18 protein-coding genes are annotated in these 22,363 nt (G+C 42.4%); 3 read left to right on the top strand and 15 right to left on the bottom strand.

The features are described from left to right. Positions 1–16: 16 nt before the first annotated feature. The 14 genes from ACRWQM_RS05050 to ACRWQM_RS05115 all read right to left on the bottom strand — a co-directional run bounded on the left by ACRWQM_RS05050 (position 17) and on the right by ACRWQM_RS05115 (position 17,177). The gene (locus ACRWQM_RS05050; protein WP_434931459.1) at positions 17–400 is read right to left on the bottom strand and encodes a rhodanese-like domain-containing protein; all 384 of its coding nucleotides are present in this window, start codon (positions 398–400) and stop codon (positions 17–19) included. A gap of 67 nt (positions 401–467) precedes the next feature. Continuing rightward, positions 468–680: a YgaP family membrane protein gene (locus tag ACRWQM_RS05055; RefSeq protein WP_434931983.1), complete on the bottom strand. Its 213-nt coding sequence runs from the start codon at positions 678–680 to the stop codon at positions 468–470. Between the two features lie 45 nt (positions 681–725). After that, positions 726–3,959, bottom strand: coding sequence for an efflux RND transporter permease subunit (locus tag ACRWQM_RS05060; RefSeq protein ID WP_434931460.1), 3,234 nt, complete (start codon positions 3,957–3,959; stop codon positions 726–728). A gap of 14 nt (positions 3,960–3,973) precedes the next feature. After that, entirely contained in the window at positions 3,974–5,044 is a 1,071-nt protein-coding gene (locus ACRWQM_RS05065; protein ID WP_434931461.1) for an efflux RND transporter periplasmic adaptor subunit, read from the bottom strand. 195 nt (positions 5,045–5,239) lie between these two features. Then, positions 5,240–6,490 (bottom strand): OmpP1/FadL family transporter, encoded by a 1,251-nt coding sequence (locus ACRWQM_RS05070; RefSeq protein WP_434931462.1) that lies wholly within the window; start codon positions 6,488–6,490, stop codon positions 5,240–5,242. Between the two features lie 400 nt (positions 6,491–6,890). Beyond that, entirely contained in the window at positions 6,891–8,354 is a 1,464-nt protein-coding gene (putP, locus tag ACRWQM_RS05075; protein WP_434926741.1) for a sodium/proline symporter PutP, read from the bottom strand. A gap of 145 nt (positions 8,355–8,499) precedes the next feature. Beyond that, positions 8,500–9,207 (bottom strand): DUF3379 domain-containing protein, encoded by a 708-nt coding sequence (locus tag ACRWQM_RS05080; RefSeq protein WP_434926740.1) that lies wholly within the window; start codon positions 9,205–9,207, stop codon positions 8,500–8,502. Then, complete coding sequence (locus ACRWQM_RS05085) at positions 9,200–9,763, bottom strand: sigma-70 family RNA polymerase sigma factor (RefSeq protein WP_226414235.1); 564 nt, start codon at positions 9,761–9,763, stop codon at positions 9,200–9,202. The genes ACRWQM_RS05080 and ACRWQM_RS05085 overlap by 8 nt, the downstream gene beginning before the upstream one ends. A gap of 208 nt (positions 9,764–9,971) precedes the next feature. Continuing rightward, positions 9,972–11,597, bottom strand: a complete 1,626-nt coding sequence (locus ACRWQM_RS05090) for a BatD family protein (protein WP_434931463.1) — start codon at positions 11,595–11,597, stop codon at positions 9,972–9,974. Then, on the bottom strand, positions 11,591–13,711 hold the full coding sequence (locus tag ACRWQM_RS05095; RefSeq protein ID WP_434931464.1) for a VWA domain-containing protein: 2,121 nt from the start codon (positions 13,709–13,711) through the stop codon (positions 11,591–11,593). The genes ACRWQM_RS05090 and ACRWQM_RS05095 overlap by 7 nt, the downstream gene beginning before the upstream one ends. Further along, on the bottom strand, positions 13,708–14,712 hold the full coding sequence (locus tag ACRWQM_RS05100) for a vWA domain-containing protein (RefSeq protein WP_434931465.1): 1,005 nt from the start codon (positions 14,710–14,712) through the stop codon (positions 13,708–13,710). The genes ACRWQM_RS05095 and ACRWQM_RS05100 overlap by 4 nt, the downstream gene beginning before the upstream one ends. Next, positions 14,706–15,281 (bottom strand): DUF4381 domain-containing protein, encoded by a 576-nt coding sequence (locus tag ACRWQM_RS05105; protein ID WP_434931466.1) that lies wholly within the window; start codon positions 15,279–15,281, stop codon positions 14,706–14,708. Before ACRWQM_RS05105 ends, ACRWQM_RS05100 begins: the two co-directional genes overlap by 7 nt. Beyond that, on the bottom strand, positions 15,282–16,217 hold the full coding sequence (locus tag ACRWQM_RS05110; RefSeq protein ID WP_434931467.1) for a DUF58 domain-containing protein: 936 nt from the start codon (positions 16,215–16,217) through the stop codon (positions 15,282–15,284). It lies immediately after the preceding gene. 3 nt (positions 16,218–16,220) lie between these two features. Beyond that, positions 16,221–17,177 carry an AAA family ATPase gene (locus ACRWQM_RS05115; protein WP_226414250.1) on the bottom strand — a complete coding sequence of 319 codons (957 nt, stop codon included), beginning with the start codon at positions 17,175–17,177 and terminating at the stop codon, positions 16,221–16,223. 346 nt (positions 17,178–17,523) lie between these two features. Here ACRWQM_RS05115 and fadI point away from each other — a divergent pair, with 346 nt between their 5' ends. The 3 genes from fadI (at position 17,524) to ACRWQM_RS05130 (ending at position 21,476) form a co-directional block, all read left to right on the top strand. Then, positions 17,524–18,834: an acetyl-CoA C-acyltransferase FadI gene (fadI, locus tag ACRWQM_RS05120; protein ID WP_434931468.1), complete on the top strand. Its 1,311-nt coding sequence runs from the start codon at positions 17,524–17,526 to the stop codon at positions 18,832–18,834. A gap of 5 nt (positions 18,835–18,839) precedes the next feature. Further along, the gene (gene fadJ, locus ACRWQM_RS05125) at positions 18,840–20,966 is read left to right on the top strand and encodes a fatty acid oxidation complex subunit alpha FadJ (protein ID WP_434931469.1); all 2,127 of its coding nucleotides are present in this window, start codon (positions 18,840–18,842) and stop codon (positions 20,964–20,966) included. A 330-nt stretch (positions 20,967–21,296) separates the two neighbouring features. Continuing rightward, positions 21,297–21,476, top strand: a complete 180-nt coding sequence (locus tag ACRWQM_RS05130; RefSeq protein WP_404830044.1) for a hypothetical protein — start codon at positions 21,297–21,299, stop codon at positions 21,474–21,476. 318 nt (positions 21,477–21,794) lie between these two features. On the opposite strand, the gene ACRWQM_RS05135 is transcribed toward ACRWQM_RS05130, so the two are convergent. Beyond that, positions 21,795–22,316 (bottom strand): hypothetical protein, encoded by a 522-nt coding sequence (locus ACRWQM_RS05135; RefSeq protein ID WP_434931470.1) that lies wholly within the window; start codon positions 22,314–22,316, stop codon positions 21,795–21,797. Positions 22,317–22,363: the final 47 nt, after the last annotated feature.

Raw genomic sequence — 22,363 nt, forward strand, 5'->3', positions numbered from 1 at the left:
GCAATACCAAATAGATTCAGGGTTTTGACTGTATCAATGCATCAACACCGCCCGCGTTAGCAGTATTGCTAAATCCTGCTTGGGTTAATGCATCATCTGCAATGCCACTTCGGCGCCCACTTCGGCAATATAAAACAATGCTGTCATCATTTTTAAGCCCTAGTTTTGCCACGCCTGCAACAATTTGTTCAAAAGGAATATTAACAGCTCCTTCAATATGTCCTTCATTAAATTCTTCAGCAGTACGAACATCAATCACTAACGCTTGCTGATCAATCATCTGCCACGCTTGTGTTGGTGTGACATCTTTAGCAAAACTCATAGGTGCAAATGCAACTAAGCTAGTTGCTAATATTGTCAACAATGTTAATTTGCTGTTTGGCTTTTTAATGGCTCTCATTAAACTTCATATTCCTTATATTTAGTGTAACTGATTGCCAGAAAATAGTATTTTTGGTGGCAATCTCTTATTTTTCGGTGGCAATCATTGCTTCAGTTTTCAAGCCTAGCTTTTTCATTACCATTGCCGCTGGGCAAAAACCGGTAAATGCGCTTTGAAATAGGTTAGCACCTACAAATACGGTCAGCCAGATAAAATGATGGCTAACTATAGCGGTCAGTACTAATGACAGCAGTACCATAAAGCCAGCAAAGGCCATGATAGAGCGTTCGACAGACATTCTGTTCACTTTGTTAGTGGTTTTATTGGTCATGGTATTGCTCCTTTATTTTACGGTTAATCGGTTGCGCATCACTGCAAAGTACAACACAGGGATCACCACCAAGGTTAAAATAGTTGAGATAAAGATGCCAAATATAAGGCTAATAGCAAGACCGTTAAATATTGGGTCATCTAAGATAAATAAGGCGCCAATCATTGCTGCTAAAGCGGTTAACATAATTGGTTTAGCTCGAACTGCCCCAGCGTTAATAACCGCTTTATCGAGTGCAATTCCCTGAGTGAGTTGCTGGTTGATAAAGTCGACCAGTAGTATCGAGTTACGCACTATAATACCCGCTAAGGCGATCATTCCTATCATTGATGTTGCGGTAAACTGTGCTCCTAATAAAGCATGCCCTGGCATAACACCAATAATGGTCAATGGTATAGGTGCCATAATAACCAATGGCACTAAATAAGATTTAAATTGGCCAACCACTAACAAGTAAATAGCTATCATGCCAACCGCATAAGCAATGCCCATATCGCGGAAAGTCTCATAAGTGATCTTCCACTCCCCGTCCCACAATATCGCCACTTGCGATAATCCATCTGGTTGATTAACAAAATGCTGTGCTATGGGGTAGGGCTTATCAATATTGGCATCATCAATTTGAGCTGAAATATCGAACATGCCATAAAGTGGACTATCTGTTGGTCCCGCCATATCCGCCACAACCATGATCATCGGCACCATATTTTTGTGCACTATTGGGGCATTAATACTGCCTTTATTAATGCTGGCGACAGAGGATAAATTAATTGACTCGCCAGCTGGATTGATTAGTTTTAGATTAAGCACTTGCTGCAAATCCACTTTTTCAGCGTCATCTAATTGCAACCTGATAGGTGTGGGATATTTATTGGTTTGGGAATGTAAATAGCTGACATCTTTGCCACCAATGCTGGTGGCAATGGTATTAACGATTTGCGCGTACGATAGCCCAAGCAGGCTTGCTTTCGCGCGATCGATGTTAACTTGCCATTGCTGTTGTTGGGCTGGTAAATAAATATCCACATCAACCACATGTTCAGTATTTTTAAAGCGTTGCTCTAAGGCGTTAGCCGTTTGCTCGCGAAGTGCTGTTGTTGGCGCATAAACTTCTGCCAAAATTGGCGACCATACAGGCGGTCCTGGAGGCACTTCGACCACTTTTATGTTGGCGTTATAACGATTGGCAATCTCCTTTAGTGGTTCCCGCACAGCTAATGCAATACTGTGACTGTCGCGGCTACGGTGTGACTTATCAACCAAGTTAACCTGAATGTCGCCTAGCTCCTGGCTGCTGCGTAAAAAGTAGTGACGCACAAGCCCATTAAAGTTCATTGGTGCGTGGGTTCCTGCGTACCACTGCTGGTGGTTAATTTCTTCTACTGTGCTGAGGTACAGGCTCATCTCTTGTAATACGCGCTGGGTTTGTTCCACAGGCGTGCCTTCAGGTAAGTCGACAATGACCTGAAACTCGGATTTATTATCAAATGGCAGCATTTTAAGCACAACAGCCTGCATGACGGGTAATGCAAGTGCGATAGCAATCAGTGCGACAATACCAACGGCTAGGCCTTTTCGAGCTTTGGCGGCATGTTCACCAACTAAAAATGGTGACATTAGACGGCTGAACAATTTAGCCAGTTTGTCATTTGCCTGATCTACTTCCGCCAAACTAGCGTGTTCAGCTTTTGGGTGGTGGGCCAGTAACTTGTAAGCTAACCAAGGCGTTAGAATAAAGGCGATAGCCAGTGATAATAGCATGCCCATACTGGCGTTTATGGGAATTGGGCTCATGTAGGGCCCCATTAGACCAGACACGAATGCCATTGGAAGTAATGCCGCAATAACGGTGAATGTGGCTAATATGGTTGGTCCGCCAACCTCATCGACCGCTTCGGGAATAATTTCAAGTAACGGTTTATTGCTTAACGCCATGTGCCGATGAATATTTTCTACCACTACAATGGCATCATCGACCAGAATTCCGATAGAGAAAATAAGCGCAAACAGTGAGATCCGGTTTAGGGTAAACCCCCATGCCCACGAGGCAAATAAGGTTAGGGCTAAAGTGACAATAATCGCAATGCCAACTACGGCAGATTCACGCGCCCCCATGGCAAAAAGTACCAATAATACTACTGCAGAGGTAGCAAACATTAGCTTAAAAATAAGCGTGTTAGATTTATCTCCAGCGGTTTGGCCATAATCACGTGATATGGCAACCCCAACATTATCGGGGATCAGCAGGTTATCTACTTTTGCAATGCGGCTGAGCACGGCATCAGCAATATCAACCGCATTTTGGCCAGCTTGTTTACCAATGGCGATAGTGACAGCAGGGTAATCACCTGTGCTATCAACGTGACGAACATTGTGTTTTGGCGTATCACTTTTTAAGGTGATCTCAGCAACGTCGGATAGATATACCGCAGAGGAGATACCTTGATTATTGGGAGCGGTATTGACTTTCACAAGTAAGTTTTTGACATCATCAATTGTATTGATAAATTGCCCTGCACGGACTTTAATTTCTTGGTTTTGTTGCACCAAAGACTGCAGCATAGATATCTGATTATTATCTTGTAAACGCTGAGATATTTGGTCAATAGTGACCCCAAAGCTATTCATTTTGGCACTATCAAGACGGACGTTAAGCACCATGTCATGACGGCCCTGGGTATAAATCTCTTTGGTTCCGGGGATACGTTTAAGTTCTGTCTCTAATCCGTTAGCGACTTGTGTGAGTTGCTCTGCGGTCATGTCGGCAGACTTAGCATATAAGGTCAGGCTGACAATAGGGACATCATCAATGCCACGCGGTTTAATCAGTGGCTCGCCTATACCCGCAGCATGATTAAATTTGTCCCGGTTTGAGTATAGCTGGTTGTATATATTGACCACAGCTTCGTCACGGGGAATACCCACTTCAAAAATGGTAATAATTAATGCGCCATCGGGTTGAGAAAAAGAGTAAAGCGTATCAACGCCTTTAATTTCGGAAATAATTTGTTCAGCGGGTAAAGTGACTTGGTGTTCAACTTCACTTGGGCTAGCGCCGGGGTAGGGAATAAAAACGTCTGCAAAGGTGACATCAATTTGCGGGTCTTCTTCCTTTGGGGTCACGATGACAGCAAAAAGCCCTAACAATAAACCTAATATTGCTAATAAAGGCGTTATTGCACTGGCTTGGAAGGTTTTAGCAATGCTACCCGAAAGGCCAAGAGCAGGTGTATTCGATGGTTTCATCTGTTTATTCCTGTTTAGTTGGCTGTAGCTTGACCAAGGTGGAGCACATAATTGGCCGCGTTTAATACTATATTGTCCCCAGGCATAACACCGGCAAGCACCTCTACCATAGCCACACCTTGATCATCTTCATAGGCGTTGCCTAAGCGAATTTGAGTTTGTAAATAGTGCTTTTGTTGCTTGCGGTAAACAGTGGTCATTTCTCCGACTTGGTAAAATGCAGATTGAGGGATACTAATCACATCTTTAGTCGCAACAGGTAAGGCGACCTTTAACCATTGCCCTGCCTGCAAAGTGTTGTCGGGGTTATTGATAATAGCCCTTACCTTAAGGCTGTGGTCTTGTTGAGTACTAAATTGAAATGGATTGAGCTGTTCACCCATATATTGATAATTATCATCTGAAAAACGGACTTGAGTCAGTAAATTAAGTTGCTGGCGATACTGTTGTGGAACATAAAAAACGGCTCTAAGCTTATCGGTAGCATAGCCAGAAAGTAGCGCTTGGCCATAGCTGATGGTTTCACCTTCTTCTATCATTTTAGCGGTTAACCGCCCGGAGAATGGGGCACTGACAATGGTGTAATTAACGCTTTCTTTGGCGCGAACTAAACGTGCTTGGGTTGCGCTGACAGCCTGTTTAGAGCTTTTAGCATTGGCAGTGGCTTCATCCATTGCACCTTGGGATACCGCTCCTTGAGGGAATAATGTTCTGTAACGTTGAAATTGAGCCTGTGCTTCCACATTCATGGCTTGTGCTTTAGCCAGATCGGCTTCAGCCGCTGCGAGTTCAGCGCCTTGCTCTTTGCTAGTTATTTCCAGTAATGCAGCGCCCTCAGGGACTAAATCATTGACATCATAATGAATCGCTAATACTCGGCCGGACGTTTGTGCCGCCACAGTTGCAGCTTTCACCGGTTCAACTTTAGCGTCAAGTTGTAAGTAACTTGTTTGCTGATTTAATTGGATCTCAATGGTGCCAAAATCAGGACTTTGTGCAACGACTATGCAGGGGGCCATGAGGCCTGCGATGAGCAATATGCTCTGACTGAATGATGTAGATAATCGAAGTATTGATGTATGCATAATAGTAGCCTTATAAAAGTCCATAAGAAAATTCTAATGGACTTTGGTGATGCTTGCAAGGTGTTTATTAGTAAAAGTTAATGCATTAGACTTCACTTAAGTTACACACTCGTTACATCGAAAGCCAGATATAAAAAAACCGCCCTAAAAAGAGCGGTTTAAATATTCAATACCTAGTATTAGAACTTACATGTATTAGAACTTATAGTTGTATTGAGCCGAATAGTAGGTGGCACCTGATTCAGTAAAGGCATTAACAGTCGAGCCCAGCCCGCTTTGTTCAATAACATGCACCTTTTCGCCAACAACCTTAGTGATACCGAAATCGAGTGAAGATTTTGGCGACAGATTATATGTGAAACCTGCTGAATACCACATGCGATCTGAGTCAGGAATAGATAATGAAGAGACTTCACCTACTACGCCATCATCACTGGCAATACCGGTTCTTACTGTCCAGTTGTTATTAATGTCATATGTTGCCCCTAAGCTAAGAAACCAAGAGTCTTTCCAATGGTATTCTTTTAAGCTATGTGACGCTGTACCTTTGTCACCTTCGTTTAGTGAGATCTGGTCAAAGCTGCTCCACTGAGTCCACTGAGCCGTATAGTGCACAGCAAACTTTTCAGTTAACTGATGAAAACCAGCAAATTGGGCTATATCAGCAATAGGGATATTAATTTCATCAAAATTTTCAGCTAGGTAACGTACATCGCCAGTGGCATTCATTTCTGGACTGAAACGATAGCTTAAACCAAATCTGTTATTTGGATTAATTTCATATGCTAGACCAACAATGCCGCCTAAAGCCCAACCATCGGCTTCAACATCAACTAATGAGCCAAGGATATTACTGTTTCTGGTTAACGTACCAGAAGCTTGGATCACGTCTAAACCTAGGCCTAGACTAAGCGATTCATTAATGCGATATGACGCACTGGCATTTAAGTTTACTGTTGTTACTTCAGTATTACCGAGTAAATCCGCTGGCGCTGGAATGGTATTTGGGCCCAGTGAGCCATGGTTATTAGCTAATGGGGTTAAATCGGTACCCGTACCATAGTTACTGAATGCAGCAAATCCATAAGCAAAGGTGTCATTAACTGGGTTGATAAAATAGGCATTAGGGATAACTTTTGCTTCAGCGGCGTTATCAATATGGCCTAATTCAAATGTTCGCCCCATGAAGTCCATTTGTGCATCACTAACCTCTACGTTGACATCGGCATATGACACACCAACAGAGAGTGCTTTTTGATCAAACAAAGCCATTGCGGCAGGGTTACGTGCTAAAACCGATGCGTTGTCAGCTATTATGGCATCACCCGCCATCGCACGGCCAATACCTGCAGCAGATTGGCTATTAAGCTGAAAGCCAGCAGCAGTTGCCTGAGTGCTTGCAAGTGCTACCGCAGCTGCTAGTAATGTCTTGTTGAATTTAGTCATTGCTTATTACCTATTTTGAGCTGTTATTATGATTGAAATTATGACTGGATAAGCCAATTTCATTGTGCAGCTTTGAATGTGCAGGCATCTTAGGTAACAGGGGAGAGGCTAACAAGTCCGACCACATGTTAGTTATTGTTAATATTGAGTTAATTCAAAAGGCTGGTTTTTTGTGTATGAAGATTGTAGTCGGTGGTTTTTTATTTTAATTTGTTGTTTAACAGTAGGTTGGCTTGTATTTTGGCTGGTTATGTTGTTAATGCTATGTTACTTTCAAACACGGGTGTTAGATGAAGTTAAAATGTAAGAAAGCGTACACTTGTACGCTTTTTTACACAAAGGTTGTTTATTTGTTCTGTTTGATCTATTTCAGTACCTAAGCTGTTATTTTAATCGATAACTATTTCTGGCTTTGTAGGTTTTGTTCAAATGCATTGAACTGGCCTTGCACTTCAGTCGATGGTGGGAATAATTTACTAAATACAACCCCAAAGATAGTAGCGAAAAAGAAGCCAGGAATAATTTCATATAAATCGAAAATCCCACCTTTTAATTGCTCCCAAGCTACAACGGTTACCGCACCGACTAATATTGTTGCAATTGCACCGTTACGGCTAAACCCTTTCCAGAAAAGCGATAGAATCACCACAGGACCAAATGCAGCACCAAAACCTGCCCATGCGTAACTGACTAGGCCTAATACGCTGCTTTGTGGGTCAAGGGCAATAATACCTGCAATAAGTGCGATACTAATAACGCCGATTCGACCCACTAACATTAATTCTTTACTGCTGGCTTGAGGGCGAAGCCATTTGCGGTAAAAATCTTCCGTTATCACACTTGAACAAACCAATAGTTGCGAATCAATCGTGCTCATTATTGCCGATAAAATAGCCGCAATAAGTAAACCACCCACCCACGGATTAAACGCTGCACGGGCTAAGTGAATAAACACGGTTTCAGGATTTTCTAAAGGTGATTGGGCGAAATATAATGTACCTGCAATGCCGGTGGCCAGTGCACCAATTAATGCAACAATCATCCAACTCATGGCAATACGTCTTGATAAACGTAAATCTTTCGCACTGCCAATCGCCATAAAGCGAGATAGGATATGTGGTTGACCAAAATAGCCAAGTCCCCAGGCCAGCAATGATACTAGGCCAATAACTGTGGTTTTATCGCCCACAAATGTCAGCATGGCAGGATCTAAACTGTCCATGTTTGCCTGGGTGTCGGCGTGATTAAATATGGCGACAGGCACAATAATTAACGCAATTAGCATTAAACAGCCCTGGAAAAAGTCTGTCCAGCTGACAGCAAAAAAACCGCCAACAAAGGTGTATGACACAATAATGACCGAGCCAATGACCAAGGCTAGGGTGTAATCAAGGCCAAAGACTTTTTCAAATAGAATGGCGCCGCCCACCATGCCAGATGATGCATAGAAGGTGAAGAATATTAAAATGGTCACCGCTGATACTAACTTAAGGACACCATGATTATCGTTAAATCTATGTTCGAAAAAGTCGGGTAGGGTGAGGGAGTTATCTGCAAGTTCAGTATAAATTCGTAAGCGTTTTGCGACAAATAGCCAGTTAAGCCATGCGCCAAACACTAAACCAAAGCCAATCCAGGCTTCACCTAGTCCACCTAAATAAACCGCGCCTGGCAGGCCAAGTAACAGCCAACCAGACATGTCAGAAGCGCCGACACTTAATGCGGTAACTGCTGGGCCCATCTTGCGACCGCCGAGAATGTAATCATCGACAGATTCCGTTTTCTTATATGCCCAAAAACCAATCCCCATCATAACGGCTAGATAGCCTATGAAAGTGATTAAAATAGGTGCTTGAATTTCCATGATTGTTCCATATGGTTATTTTTATGGAGCAATGCTAGCAGAAGATTGATGTAGTTCACACTTTCGCGGGGGGAGTATAGGGAAAAAATACTCAGCCGCACTGTAAAGTACGGCTAAGTGCTATGTTTAGTTTGTCGTAATTACCTTAGATAAACGTTTGCTCAATTTCGCGTTTAATGTAATTTAGATCAGATTGCTGTTCACCGACAAGTAGCATATAGGTTCCGGCAAATTTGAATCCTTGTCCTTTGTATTTTGCATCGGCAAAGGCGTCATCTAAGGTTAATCTGTTCTCTGCTGGCACAATAAACAAGGTTACTTTGTGACCATTTTCATCTTGCATAACCAAATGCAAAGATTTAACCCCTTGAAAATCGCAGTAGGCAGTATAGAAGACTCTTCCTGGCTGCTGAATAAATTTAGACTGTTGTAGGCCTGATAGACTGGCTAACTTGAAGTTTACGTCATTAAAACCGATGTTTTGTTCCATCTGTAGCGCTTTGGTTTCATGGTAAACATGGGCTAAAGCATTTTCAGATAAATCAATTGGGGTAAAACGTAGCATACTGAAGCTAACCCCAACAACAAACGCAATAGACGCCGCCATCGCCATTAAATAGCGAGTACGCTTTTGCGTTTGATGATGTTGGCTTAGCTGTTGACGCAATAATAACTTGTCCGCTAGGTCATCAGGTACCGGAATATTAAGCGCCTGTGTTAGCCTGTCATCAAGTGCTTGTAAATCTTTAACCAATTTCGCATCAGCTGAGTTATTTGCGATATGCTGCAAAAAGTCATCTGACTGAGTATTGGGATCGCCATAAGCTTGGCGACGAAATTGTAGATCATCCATTTGATTGACCTCTTACTTCTGGGCTGTCTAATGCATCTTTTAATTGGTTTCTGGCACGAAATAATCGTGTCATTACCGTGTTGCGATTTAATTCAAGCATCTCGGCGATTTCATCTCCGCTAAATCCACCAATGAGCTGTAATAACAAAGGTTCACGATATTCTAAATCAAGTTTGCCGATTTGCCTGCGTAGCCAATATTGCTCGGTTTCATCTTCAGTGCTACTAGAGATAACATCTTCAAGTAGCTCTTGTTCTACATCACTGTAATCAAACTGCTTACGCTCAAAACGTCGGGCATTTTCCCTACGTAAAATAGTGATAAGCCAGGCTTTTGCGGCTTTATCATCTTTTAAAGAATCTAACGCACGCCATGCCCGTAAAAAGGTTTCTTGAGTGATATCTTCAGCCACATGTTTATTACCGCATAACCAATAGGCATAACGGAAAATGTCGGTATGAAGTGCCCTGACAAGGCTATCGTAACGTCTTTGTTTATTTACCATGTCAGATAAGACCGTAGGGTCGGACTTTTTCTTTCGCAGAATTTCAAACATTTTTATATTTTTCTCATAATAATTACACTTAGCTTACTGGGTCAGCGCAAGAGTGCAACGACTATTGTTGAGGTTATTTTATTACTGGTCTTCATTATTATCAGTGACAGATCACTAGTGGCAATTATTATAAGTCGCTACAAAGTGCCAAATAACACCTCCCTTTTATGCTATTTCATAAAAGGGAGCACAACCCATTTGATAGTTCTTAAGGATTCAGTTTAGCTATGATTGAATCCGTCTGTTTATTGCTATTAGGTTGATATGATTGGATTGCATCAATAAGCTGTTTTTTATTCACAGGGGTTGTATGTTGGCTGTAGCGGCCTGATTGCAAAACGCTAATTGCCTGTGAAAGTAATTCAGAAAGCTGACTAATTTCCGCCAAAGTGACTTTACGCTTCAATATCGCTGAAAAATACTGTTGCAGCGTGCATATCACATCGCTGACATTATTACGATCGCAGGCATCCACTATGGCTGCTAAGTTAGCCATATTCGTTGTCGGACGTGCGGTGATTGTTGTGTCACCAGCCTGATTTTGATGACTTTGGCCTGCGGCTTTTCGCCATAACACTAAAGTGATTAACCATAGTGCTGCAAATAATCCGGTCAACCATGGCCAGTAATCCTCGCTATTGTTAGATTGAGCTTGAGGCGTAATCAGTAGTGCATTATCGGCCATTTGCCCGGCGACAACCGTAATGGTTTTAGCCGGTAAAATGGCATATTCCTGCTGCTTTAATTGGATATTCCACCAGGGTACTTTTATTTCTGGCAGGGTATAAGTGCCCGGTTTAGTGGGCACCATAGCGGCAGTTAAGCTGTATTGCGAAATCACTTGTCCATCACGAATACCCGTTTGGCGTAACGGCTTCTCAGGATAAATCTTCATTCCTTCTGTCGCAGGCATTGTCAGCTCGGGGAGGCTATGTTCATCAACATTAATCGCAATTAAGCTGATGGTTCGAGTAATGGGGCTGCCTGCTTCAAAGGTAGTTTTATCATCGGGCCATACTTCGCGTAAGGACACTAAATCACTCACTAACCACTCACCTTGATAACTCGGTGGGTAGCTGTTTATTTGAATCACTTTCCGCTCGGCTTCAGTTTGCATCGGAATGCTTTCATTAAAACCAAACATGCCGCCACGGTTTTGTGTTTCAATTAATACATCACCAGAAAAAGTTGCACCGTTAATAATAATTTCACCAGGTAAGCCTGCAACAATACCGTAGTTACGCTCAATCACTCTAAAGCGGCGACCATTGACGATTTCAGTGCTGTCGGTATCTTCACCAATTTGTTTTATTTGTGCACCTTGGACGACAGGGGCACCCAGTACACCGCGTTGCAATTCTACGGCTAAATAGAGTTTTACCTTGTAGTTAATTAACTGACCAACGTAGGCTTCATCAACATTAGTGCTGACTTCAATATACAAATTTTCAGCTTCTTGAGGCTGACTTCCTGCTGGATTAACCTGCAGGGTAATTGGCGATGAACTTACTCCGCTGATAGTGAACGCTGGAATAGTCACCTTACCGGTATATTTAGGTGATAACAGCACTTGCCATCGAGTTTCTTTGGTGGTGCTGAAGTTTATCATTTGAGTACTTCTGCCCACACTTGTGCGACCAACAATAAAGTTATTCAGTAATGAAGATGTGTCTAATGCGCCGGCATTGAGATCGTCATCGGCGCTGATGTTCAACACAAAGTATTCACCTTCACTCACCGGATTTTTGTCGATACTGGCCTCTACTTGGGTGAGCGCCATAACCGAAGGGGCCAAAATAATAAGGATTAGGCTTAATAAAATTCGAATTACCACTGTTCTTTTTCCTTGACCTGTTGACGACGTTTTTGATATTCCAATTGCATTTTATTGCGGATCAATACTTGTGGATCCTCATTTATTGCTCTTAATGCTCTTTCCATATCTTCTGGCAAAGGTTGTTGGCCTATCGTTGTTGGGCTAATAACCTGATTTATAGGCTTGCCATCCTCATCTAATGTTTCTTCTAAAGGTGTTGCTGAAGTCGTTGGCTGATTTGATTGCTGAGCATTTTTAGCATCCGTACTATTAGCATCCGTACTTTGCTCAGTATCGGCTTGCATACTGGCTTCATTACTTGGTGCAGGTTCATCTTCCGCGGTTGAGTTTTCTGAAGAGCCTGATTTAGACTGAGCATTATCGGCATTTTCTTCTGCTTGATCATTAGGCTTATCATTGGGTTGACTGCCAGATGATTGTTGCTGATTTTCGTCTTGGCTATCTTCAGACTGTTGTTTGTCTGGTGTTTCATTGCTTTTAGATTGTTTATCCTGCTCAGCATTCTCAGGCTGCTTGCCTTGTTGGTCCTGGTTAGGCTGATCAGAGTCTGAGCTTGAATCTTGAGAGTCTTGTTGCTGATCATTTGGTTGACTGCTGTTTTGCTTGTCCTGATTTTGCTGACTGTTCTGCTGGTTATTTTGATCATTTTGTTGTTGATCTTTATCCTGCGAGTCATTTTTCTGCTCACCATTTTGATCGCTATCTTGTTTATTTTGCTGTGACTCTTGTTCAAGTAATTCTTGTGCTAGGGCTAGATTTTCTTCTGCCTCAATAAAATCAGCTCGTAATCCTAAAGCTTGTTGGTAGCGCTTAATGGCTTCAGGTAAATCTCCTAACTGCATCAAACTATTGGCTTGGTTATATAAACCTTCGGCGCTATTGTCTAATTCAAAACCTTCAAGCGCTTGTTGGTAATTTCCTGCCTTATAATGGGCGCTAGCCTGCCAATTAGGTTGACTGAAATTTGCCGCCGCTTTGGCATACTCTTCTTTATCAAAAGCCTGCTGAGCTTGTTGATCCGCTGTCAGCCATAAGTCATCCCAAATATTGGCCTGTACAGGCTTGCTATAGCCAGTACTGAAGGCTAACAAACCCATTAGTCCAGCTAAAGGTAGCCAGGCTGTAGGTAACATAAGGTTAGCTAGCACACCGTGTTTAAAGCTTAATAACACAGGTAGTAATAATAATAGTGCTAAATAAGGACCTAAATCTTGCCATGATTCACCTTCAAGTTCAGTGGCTTTTGCTTGGCCATCTTCAGCAAGCCATTGAATGAGTTGTTTGATATCGCTGCCATCTGACTGCGCTGCAATTAACACTCCTGAACCTTGTTTAGCCAGTTTTTGCAGCAACTTAATATCGGTTTTAGCGACCACCACTTCATTGCTGCTATCGCGCATTAATTGGCCATCAGATAGCTTTATAGGGGCACCGGTTTTACTGCCAAAGGCTAATATGGATAAACGGTAGCGGCTATTTTTTAATTCATCATATACCTGGTTAAATTGCTGATCTGAAACCCCATCTGTCATTAGAATAATATCACCAGTAATATGGCCGCCCTGGGCTAAAAGCTGCTGTGCTAATGTGATGGCTGAGGATAAATTTGAGCCTCTTACAGGCATAATATCCGGTGATAATGTGGGCAAGAGGTTCAACAAAGTGCCATTGTCACGGGTCAAAGGACTAATGGTAAAAGCATCACCCGCGTAGGCAATTAAGCCCGTTTCGCCTTCTTTTATTTCAGACAGTAAATCCGTCGCGCGAAAGCGAGCGTGGGATAATCTATTTGGAGTCAGATCGGTCGCGTACATGGAGTAAGACATGTCCATAATCAACACTCGGCCTTGATCCGTCGCAAAAACAGGTAAGTTTTGTTTACTGATAGCAGGACCTGCTAATGCTAATACTGCAACAATCCAACAAAATGCCAGTAACCCCTTAGGTTTATTGCTTTGCTCGGCACTGTCGCTGATCAGCATGCGGGTTAGATGCGGCGCAATATACGCTTTCCAAGCAGATTGTTGCTGATGACGGCGCCAAAATAGCAAGCTTAATAAAATCAGCGGCACTAAACCTAATAGCCACTCTGGGCGGATAAAGTGGATCATTCTATTTTGCCCCCACGCTTAAATGAAGGTAGTACCAGACCAGCTTGAAAGTGTTGCTGGGCACTAATTAAGATACTGAGCAATAAAGACATTAATAAAGGCCAATAGAATAATTCTTTCTTCGGGCGATAACTTAATTGATCGCGGCTAACCGGCTCTAATGTATCTATGGTCTGATAAATTTTTGCCAGATCTTCACTGTTTCTAGCGCGAAAATACTGCCCATTGGTCATATCGGCTAGCTTTTGTAACTGAGTTTCGTCTAAATCCATTGATGGGTTAATGCGCTCTTTACCAAAAATAGTACGGCGCTCAAGTAACTCGGCGCCAACACCTACGGTATAAATAGTAATGTTTCTTTTTGCAGCTATTTCTGCTGCCATTTCGGGTTCAATATTACCAGCATTGTTTGAACCGTCAGTTAACAACACCAGCACCCGATTACTTTCATCAACCATTTCAAATCGTTTTACCGCTAATGCGATGGCTTCGCCAATAGCCGTTTGTTTGCCGACTAAACCAATTTGTGCATCGGTTAAAAACTTTGCCACCGAGCGTCTATCTTGGGTCAGTGGCGCTTGTAAATAAGCGTGATCAGCAAATAATATTAATCCGAGGCGATCGCCTTTGCGACGTTCAATAAAGTCGGCTAACACATGCTGAATTAAGGTGAAACGGTCGACGATTTTGCCATCAATCACCATATCTTCAATTTGCATACTGCCTGATAAATCAACAGCCATCATTAAATCACGACCTTTTGACGGTAACTCAATCGGGTCGCCCAGCCATTGGGGCCTTGCTACTGCACACAATAAACATACCCACATTAGCCAATATAATTTGCGTGAGCGTTTTACCGTTTGTTGGCTTTGGTTTTTGATGGCGTGACCGACACCGGGAAGTTGCAGGTGTCCACCTTGGTCGACGATTTTTGTTTGTCTAAAAAATAACGGTAATGGCAATAAAATAAACACCAAAGGCCAAGTGACACTTAACATGCAGCCTCCTGTTTATGCTGTTTATCAGTATCTTGAATGCTGACAGGCTCAAACGGATGTTTATTGGCTAGCCACAGACTCGCCAGCATTAATAATTGCTGATTATCTTCAAGTGTGAGCCCTTTAGCCTGGTGGCGTTTGACTAATAACGTACCTATAAGCTGTTGTTTGGTTTTTGGTAAACGTTGATCTAGCCAATTAAACCATGGTTGACCATTTAAATGTGCCAGTGATTGTCTTGGTAAATAGGTCATTGCGGTACGTTTTAGTAAGCTATTGACCTCTGAGGCAAAGTTATCTGCATTACTGTCCATTGATTGTAATATTTTCAGCGCGGTTTTTCGGGGCGCATGATAACGACGCTGCTTGAGAACTTTACCCATAATCCAGCTCAGTATTAGGATAGATAGCACAAGTAATAGCCAATAGCCTGGTGCGATTGGCATAGCTGAAACCATGTTAGGCAATAAAATGTCATGCATTTGAGCTAAAGGCGAAACACCTTGGTTAGCCACCGCGGCAGGTGCGGCTGCCGACGCTATGATTGAGTTAGTTAAAATAGGTAACATTTAGCGTAATAATTCCAATTGGTCACTCAGTGGTTTACCTGCATCGATGAATTTAGGCTGCACATTAAGCTGCTTCATTAATTGTACAAAGCCTTGTTGGGCAACTTGCTGCTCTACTAACCATTTTTGATAACTGTCGCGGGTTAATGTTAATTGCTGCTTGCCATCACGTACCGGAAAAGCAAACTGCTTAGGCAAATTCAGTGTCCCCTGGCGAAGCGGATCTGTTATTACAAATGCACCTATATCACAGTGACGTTTTAGTTGTGTTAGCGGCGCAAGGCATTGCGGACTGAAATGGTGGCCATCGGTAATGATCCATACTAAAGAGCCCGGTTTTGCTATCCGCTGTAATCGCTGGCAAGCTTTGAACATATGTTCGGGGTCTTGCGGCAAATTATCAAATTGATTGAGCTGTTTTTGATGCACATCAATTAAACCTGAAGACAGTTGTAACATGCCTTGTCTACGGCTACGGGGCTTGAGCTCTAAATGGGTTGTTTCACTGGCAATTAATGCACCGAGTTTATCACCATGCTTTACCGCACTCCAGGCTATGGTTGTGGCCACGTGGGCAGCCTGAACTGCTTGTAATAGTAATTGTGAGCCAAAATATAAACTGTGGCTTAAATCGACTAATAATAGGATAGGGCGTTCGCGTTCTTCAATAAACAATTTAGTGTGAGCCACGCCGGTACGCGCGGTAACTCGCCAGTCAATAGAGCGCACATCATCACCATTTTGATAATGACGTACCTCAGCAAACTCCATACCGCGACCCTTGACTAAACTTGCCCTATGACCAGCCATAGCCGCTTTTGTGCGTGTTTTACGGTCAGCTACAACATGCGACAAGCTTTGGCAGGCAATTAATTCCTGCTCGTTCAAGTTTATGCCATCACTAAATAACGGCAGTGATAATTCTGCTGTGCTCATTGCTTAAGGTACTGCTACTTGAGACAAAATGGTGTCAATAACGCGATCTGCGGTTATGCCTTCAGCTTGCGCTTGATAGCTTAGTAGTAGACGATGACGTAGCACATTAGGCGCGACGGCTTGAATATCTTCTGGTGATACATAATCACGACCATAAAGCCAAGCTCTTGCACGGGCACAACGTTCTAATGAAATAGTGGCACGTGGACTAACGCCATACTCTAACCATTTAGCCAATTCAGGGCTGTATCGTTCAGGCTGACGGGTTGCCATAACGATTTCAACAATGTATTGCTCAAGAGGGTCTGCAAGATAAATTTCAAGTGCTTGATCCCGCGCGGCAAATACATCTGCCTGCGCAACAGGCTCAGTAGTGGGCAATTGATGGCTAATCGCTTCTTTACGTGACTGACGTAAAATAAGGCACTCAGTTTCTGCATTTGGGTAATCCAGATTAATGTGCATTAAGAAACGATCTAACTGAGCTTCGGGTAATGGATAAGTCCCTTCATTTTCTAACGGGTTTTGGGTTGCCATCACTAAAAACAGTTTAGGTAAAGGGTAACTGGTTTTACCTACCGTGACTTGACCTTCTGCCATGGCTTCTAATAAGGCTGATTGTACCTTAGCCGGGGCACGATTTATTTCATCAGCTAGAATCAAGTTATGAAAAATAGGACCTGCTTCAAATTCAAATGTGCCAGTTTGCTGGCGATAAATGTCAGTACCGGTTAAATCTGCTGGCAATAAATCGGGTGTAAATTGAATACGATGAAACTCACCTTCAACCCCATCACACAGAGCTTTAACTGCGCGGGTTTTAGCTAGGCCTGGAGGGCCTTCAACCAGTAAGTGACCATTAGCTACTAAGGCAATTAAAAGATTTTCAGTCAACACAGGTTGACCTAAAATAACAGTGTCGAGATAAGTTCTTAAAGAATGAAATCGGCTTAAAGGCATACGGTTACTCAATCATTTGCTAATAACATAAACACAATGCGGCTTATGTTATGAATTCTATATGGATTTAGCTAGTAGGATTAACAGATTTTAACCCTTAATGAAACCAATAAGCGCAATAAGCTACACTAAGGGGATTTTATCGGTTAGTTGTCGGTTAATAGCTAAAGTCAGTCACGGCAGATATAGTGCTATTGCAAGATATATCTAAACAGGTGTTTAAAACCAGTAAATAAAAAGTTAGAATCAAATCACACTTTGATGGTCTGACCACTATGGTCGGGCGAAACGGATATTAACAACTTGAGCTTGTGTCGCCAGGTTAACTATAAAAAGAGGGTGAAAAATGAGTGATAGACAACAGGTAACAAATGCCCGCGGAGAGCGTATTGCAATCGTCGCCGGCTTAAGAACGCCTTTTGCAAAGCAGGCTACCGCATTCCATGGCGTATCAGCATTAGATATGGGCAAAATGGTAGTTAATGAGTTGTTGTCTCGCTCAGAATTAGATCCCAAAACTATTGAACAATTAGTCTATGGCCAAGTTGTTCAAATGCCAGCGGCGCCAAACATTGCCCGTGAAATCGTGCTAGGCACAGGTATGGATGTTTCTACCGATGCTTACAGTGTTACTCGCGCGTGTGCGACATCCTTCCAATCAGCGGTTAACGTTGCTGAATCCATCATGACCGGTAATGTTGAAATCGGTATTGCTGGTGGTGCTGATTCTTCATCTGTATTGCCCATTGGCGTGTCTAAAAAGTTAGCTCATGCATTAGTTGACTTAAACAAGGCGCGTACCTTCCAGCAAAAATTTGCCATTATGCGCCGTTTAGGTTTGAAAGATTTAATGCCTGTACCGCCTGCCGTAGCAGAGTATTCAACCGGTTTATCTATGGGGCAAACCGCGGAACAGATGGCTAAGACTTACGGTATTAGCCGTGCTGATCAAGATGCATTAGCCCACCGTTCACACACGCTTGCAACTCAAACGTGGAACTCAGGCGTGTTGCAGCAAGAAGTGATGGCGGCGCATATTCCACCTTATAAGCAGTTTATCGACCGTGATAACAATATCCGTGAAGATTCAGTACTAGAGTCTTACGCCAAGCTTCGTCCAGCTTTTGACCGTAAACACGGTACAGTCACCGCGGCTAACAGTACGCCATTAACCGATGGTGCATCAGCAATCATCTTAATGAGTGAAGGCCGAGCTAAAGCGCTTGGGTATCAGCCTATTGGTTACATTAAAAGTTACGCCTTTACTGCGATTGACGTTTGGCAAGATATGTTAATGGGCCCGTCATATGCTACACCGTTAGCGCTGAAACGCGCTGGTATGGAATTAGAAGATTTAACCTTGGTTGAAATGCATGAAGCATTTGCTGCCCAAACTCTTGCCAATATGCAGATGTTTGGTTCGAAGAAGTTTGCTCAAGAAAAGTTAGGTCGTAATCGCGCAATTGGTGAAATCGACATGAGTAAATTTAACGTGTTAGGTGGCTCATTAGCTTATGGTCATCCTTTTGCGGCAACCGGAACTCGTTTAATCACCCAAGTGTGTCAAGAACTTAAGCGCCGTGGTGGTGGAACTGGTTTGGCAACGGCGTGTGCCGCGGGTGGTTTAGGTGCTGCAATGATCGTGGAAGTGGAGTAATTACAATGGAAAAGACATTTAATTTACAACGTCGTGACGACGGTATCGCTATTTTGACTATGGATGTTCCTGGTGAAACCATGAACACCTTAAAAGCTGAATTTGGTGCTGAGATTTCAGAAATACTCATCGAAATAAAAACCGATGCTAGCATTAAAGGGCTAGTTGTTGTCTCTGGCAAAAAAGATTCATTTGTTGCCGGTGCTGATATCAGTATGTTGGCCGCTTGTAAAAGTGAACAAGACGCAAAAGACTTATCACAGCAAGGGCATGTGGTATTTAATGAGCTAGAAGGTTTGACTATTCCGGTAGTTGCTGCGATAAACGGCGCGTGTTTAGGCGGTGGTTTAGAGCTGGCTTTGGCGTGTCATTTACGTGTATGTAGCGATGATAGCAAAACCGTACTTGGTGTACCTGAAGTACAACTAGGCTTGTTACCTGGTGGCGGTGGAACACAACGTTTACCTCGTTTAGTGGGCGTAGCAACAGCCTTAGATTTAATGCTAACGGGTAAGCAAGTTCGTCCCAAACAAGCATTAAAAATGGGTTTAGTGAATGATGTGGTACCTAACTCAATTTTGCTTGCTACCGCAATTGAGCTTGCTAAAAAAGGTAAAAGCGCTGCCAAACCGATTAAGCAGTCAAAGTTAAATCAATTTTTAGAGTCAACCTCATTTACCCGTGACATCATGTTTGATCAAGCGCGTAAACAAGTCGAAAAGAAAACAGCCGGCAATTATCCTGCTCCTGGAAAAATTATTGACTGTGTTCGCCAAGGCTTAAATAAAGGTATGGCAAAAGGCTTAGAAATTGAAGCGACTCATTTTGCTAATTTAGTAATGTCCAAAGAGTCAGCTGCACTGCGCAGTATTTTCTTTGCGACCACCGAAATGAAAAAAGAAACCGGTGCTGAAGGTGCTGAGCCTCGCATCGTTAAAAAAGCCATGGTGTTAGGTGGCGGTTTAATGGGCGGCGGTATTGCTTCTGTCACCACAACTAAAGCTAAAATACCGGTACGGGTCAAAGATATTTCAGAGCAAGGGTTAAGCAATGCTTTAGCTTATGCCTATAAGCTGCTGGATAAAGGTGTTAAGCGCCGTCATATGACGCCTGCTGCCCGTGACAATGTGATGTCTCTTATGACAACTACCACTGATTATAAAGGTATTAAAGATGCTGATATCGTAGTTGAAGCTGTATTTGAAGACTTAGCATTAAAGCATCAAATGGTTAAGGATGTTGAGCGTGAATGTGGTGAAAATACTATTTTTGCTTCTAACACTTCATCATTACCTATTGGTCAAATCGCTGCCGCTGCCGCGCGTCCTGAAAATGTGATTGGCTTGCATTATTTTTCACCGGTTGAAAAAATGCCGTTAGTGGAAGTGATTGCCCACAAGACCACCTCACCTGAAACTATCGCCACTACTGTAGCCTTTGCCCGTAAGCAAGGTAAAACACCTATTGTGGTTCAAGATGGGGCGGGATTTTACGTCAATCGTATTCTTGCGCTTTACATGAATGAGGCCGCGCAATTATTACTTGAAGGTCAGCGAATTGAACATCTTGACCGTTCATTAATTAAGTTTGGTTTTCCGGTCGGCCCAATGACTTTATTAGATGAAGTGGGCATTGATGTTGGGGCTAAAATATCGCCTATTTTAGAAAAAGAGTTGGGGGCGCGTTTTTCAGCACCAGCGGCATTTGATAAGTTACTTGCCGATGATCGTAAAGGGCGTAAAAACGGCAAAGGTTTTTATCAATATGGCCCTAAAGCGAAAAAAGCCAAGTTGGTTGATGAATCGGTTTATGGCGTATTAGGTATTAAAGCTTCATCTGATAAAGAAGCAAAAGAAGTTGCCGAGCGCTGTACTATTCAAATGCTTAACGAAGCGGTTCGTTGCCTAGAAGAGGGCATCATTGCTAACGCAAGAGATGGTGATATTGGTGCTATTTTTGGTATTGGTTTCCCACCATTTTTAGGCGGCCCTTTCCGTTATATTGATTCATTAGGGCCTAAAAACCTGGTTGATACCTTAAATCGTTATCAGAAACTTTATGGTGATCGTTTTGCTCCCTGTGAAATGCTAAAAAATATGGCAACTGAAGGAACTCATTTTCATACGAACTGATGAATGCTGAGTCACTAGATTTAGTGGAGATTAAAAAAGCGGCAATTATTTGCCGCTTTTTATTACCTTGCCGGAATACTTTTGCCTGAATTTTAATCGAAGTGAGTGGTGCTTTAGGCTATAATGCGGTTAGTTTGTAATCTTTTAGTATTATTAAGATGTATCAATTTGGACGAAACTAAAGGCAGTTTTAATAATACAGATAGCCTAGGCTGAAAATGGAATGCTGCTGTGCAGTGTTTTTAGCCATTATTATGATGGAATGCAGTTAACTGAAGATATAAAGAGGTTTCAGTGATTTTTCAATTAGATTGGTTATTACTCGCTTTATTGTTTGTATTGAGTAGCATTTTTCTTGGCTTCTCTGCTTATTATGCAGGTTTAGCTGTTAAACGTTGGGCATTGGTTGGCGTGGTTTTAGGGCCTGTGGCATACCCATTATTCACTACTCATAAGCATTTAGCTTATCGTAAAGTTGAAGGTTTAGGCGCCCATAGAGCGAGTTTTTGAGGCTTAGTGCGTTCATAAAATATGTTGGCCTGATGAATTAGGTAGAAGAATTGGCTAGATGATTTCGCAACAGATGATTATTTAGATTGATAAACGAGCCTGTAAATCATTATCTGTTTGTTTAATAACAGCAAATGTCTAAACAACAAAAAAGGAGCTCGCAGCTCCTTTTTTATTAATACCCGCTTAGTTATTTCCACCAGGCTTTAGCTTGAGTCACTTCTAAACGCTCTAAGCCTGCAGGCAATTTAACTTTCTTACGAGCTGGTTTAGCTAAACCCAATGCAATTTTCAATGAATTAAACATAGTTATATTCCTTATGCAGTTTGAGTGTCTAAAACCTTAATAACTGGTAAGCCTGCCGTTTGAGTTTCTAAAACCTTAATCACTGGTAAGCCTGCCGTTTGAGTTTCTAAAACCTTAATCACTGGTAAGCCTGCCGTTTGAGTTTCTAAAACCTTAATCACTGGTAAGCCTGCCGTTTGAGTTTCTAAAACCTTAATCACTGGTAAGCCTGCCGTTTGAGTTTCTAAAACCTTAATCACTGGTAAGCCTGCCGTTTGCGTGTCTAAAACCTTAATCACTGGTAAGCCTGCCGTTTGAGCTTCTAAAACCTTAATCACTGGTAAGCCTGCCGTTTGAGTTTCTAAAACCTTAATCACTGGTAAGCCTGCCGTTTGAGTGTCTAAAACCTTAATAACTGGCAAGCCTGCCGTTTGAGTTTCTAAAACCTTAATAACTGGTAAGCCCACTGATTGCGTATTTAGAGTTTCAGATGGCGCAGCTGTAGTTGCGGATAATAGTGTTACTACTGATAGTGCAATTATTCCATTAATCATTTTAGTCTCTCTTAGGGTAAGGTTATTATGAAATTGTTATTTTTGAC

This window comes from Shewanella sp. HL-SH5 (assembly GCF_051163755.1).
Classification (GTDB): Bacteria; Pseudomonadota; Gammaproteobacteria; order Enterobacterales; family Shewanellaceae; genus Shewanella; species Shewanella glacialimarina.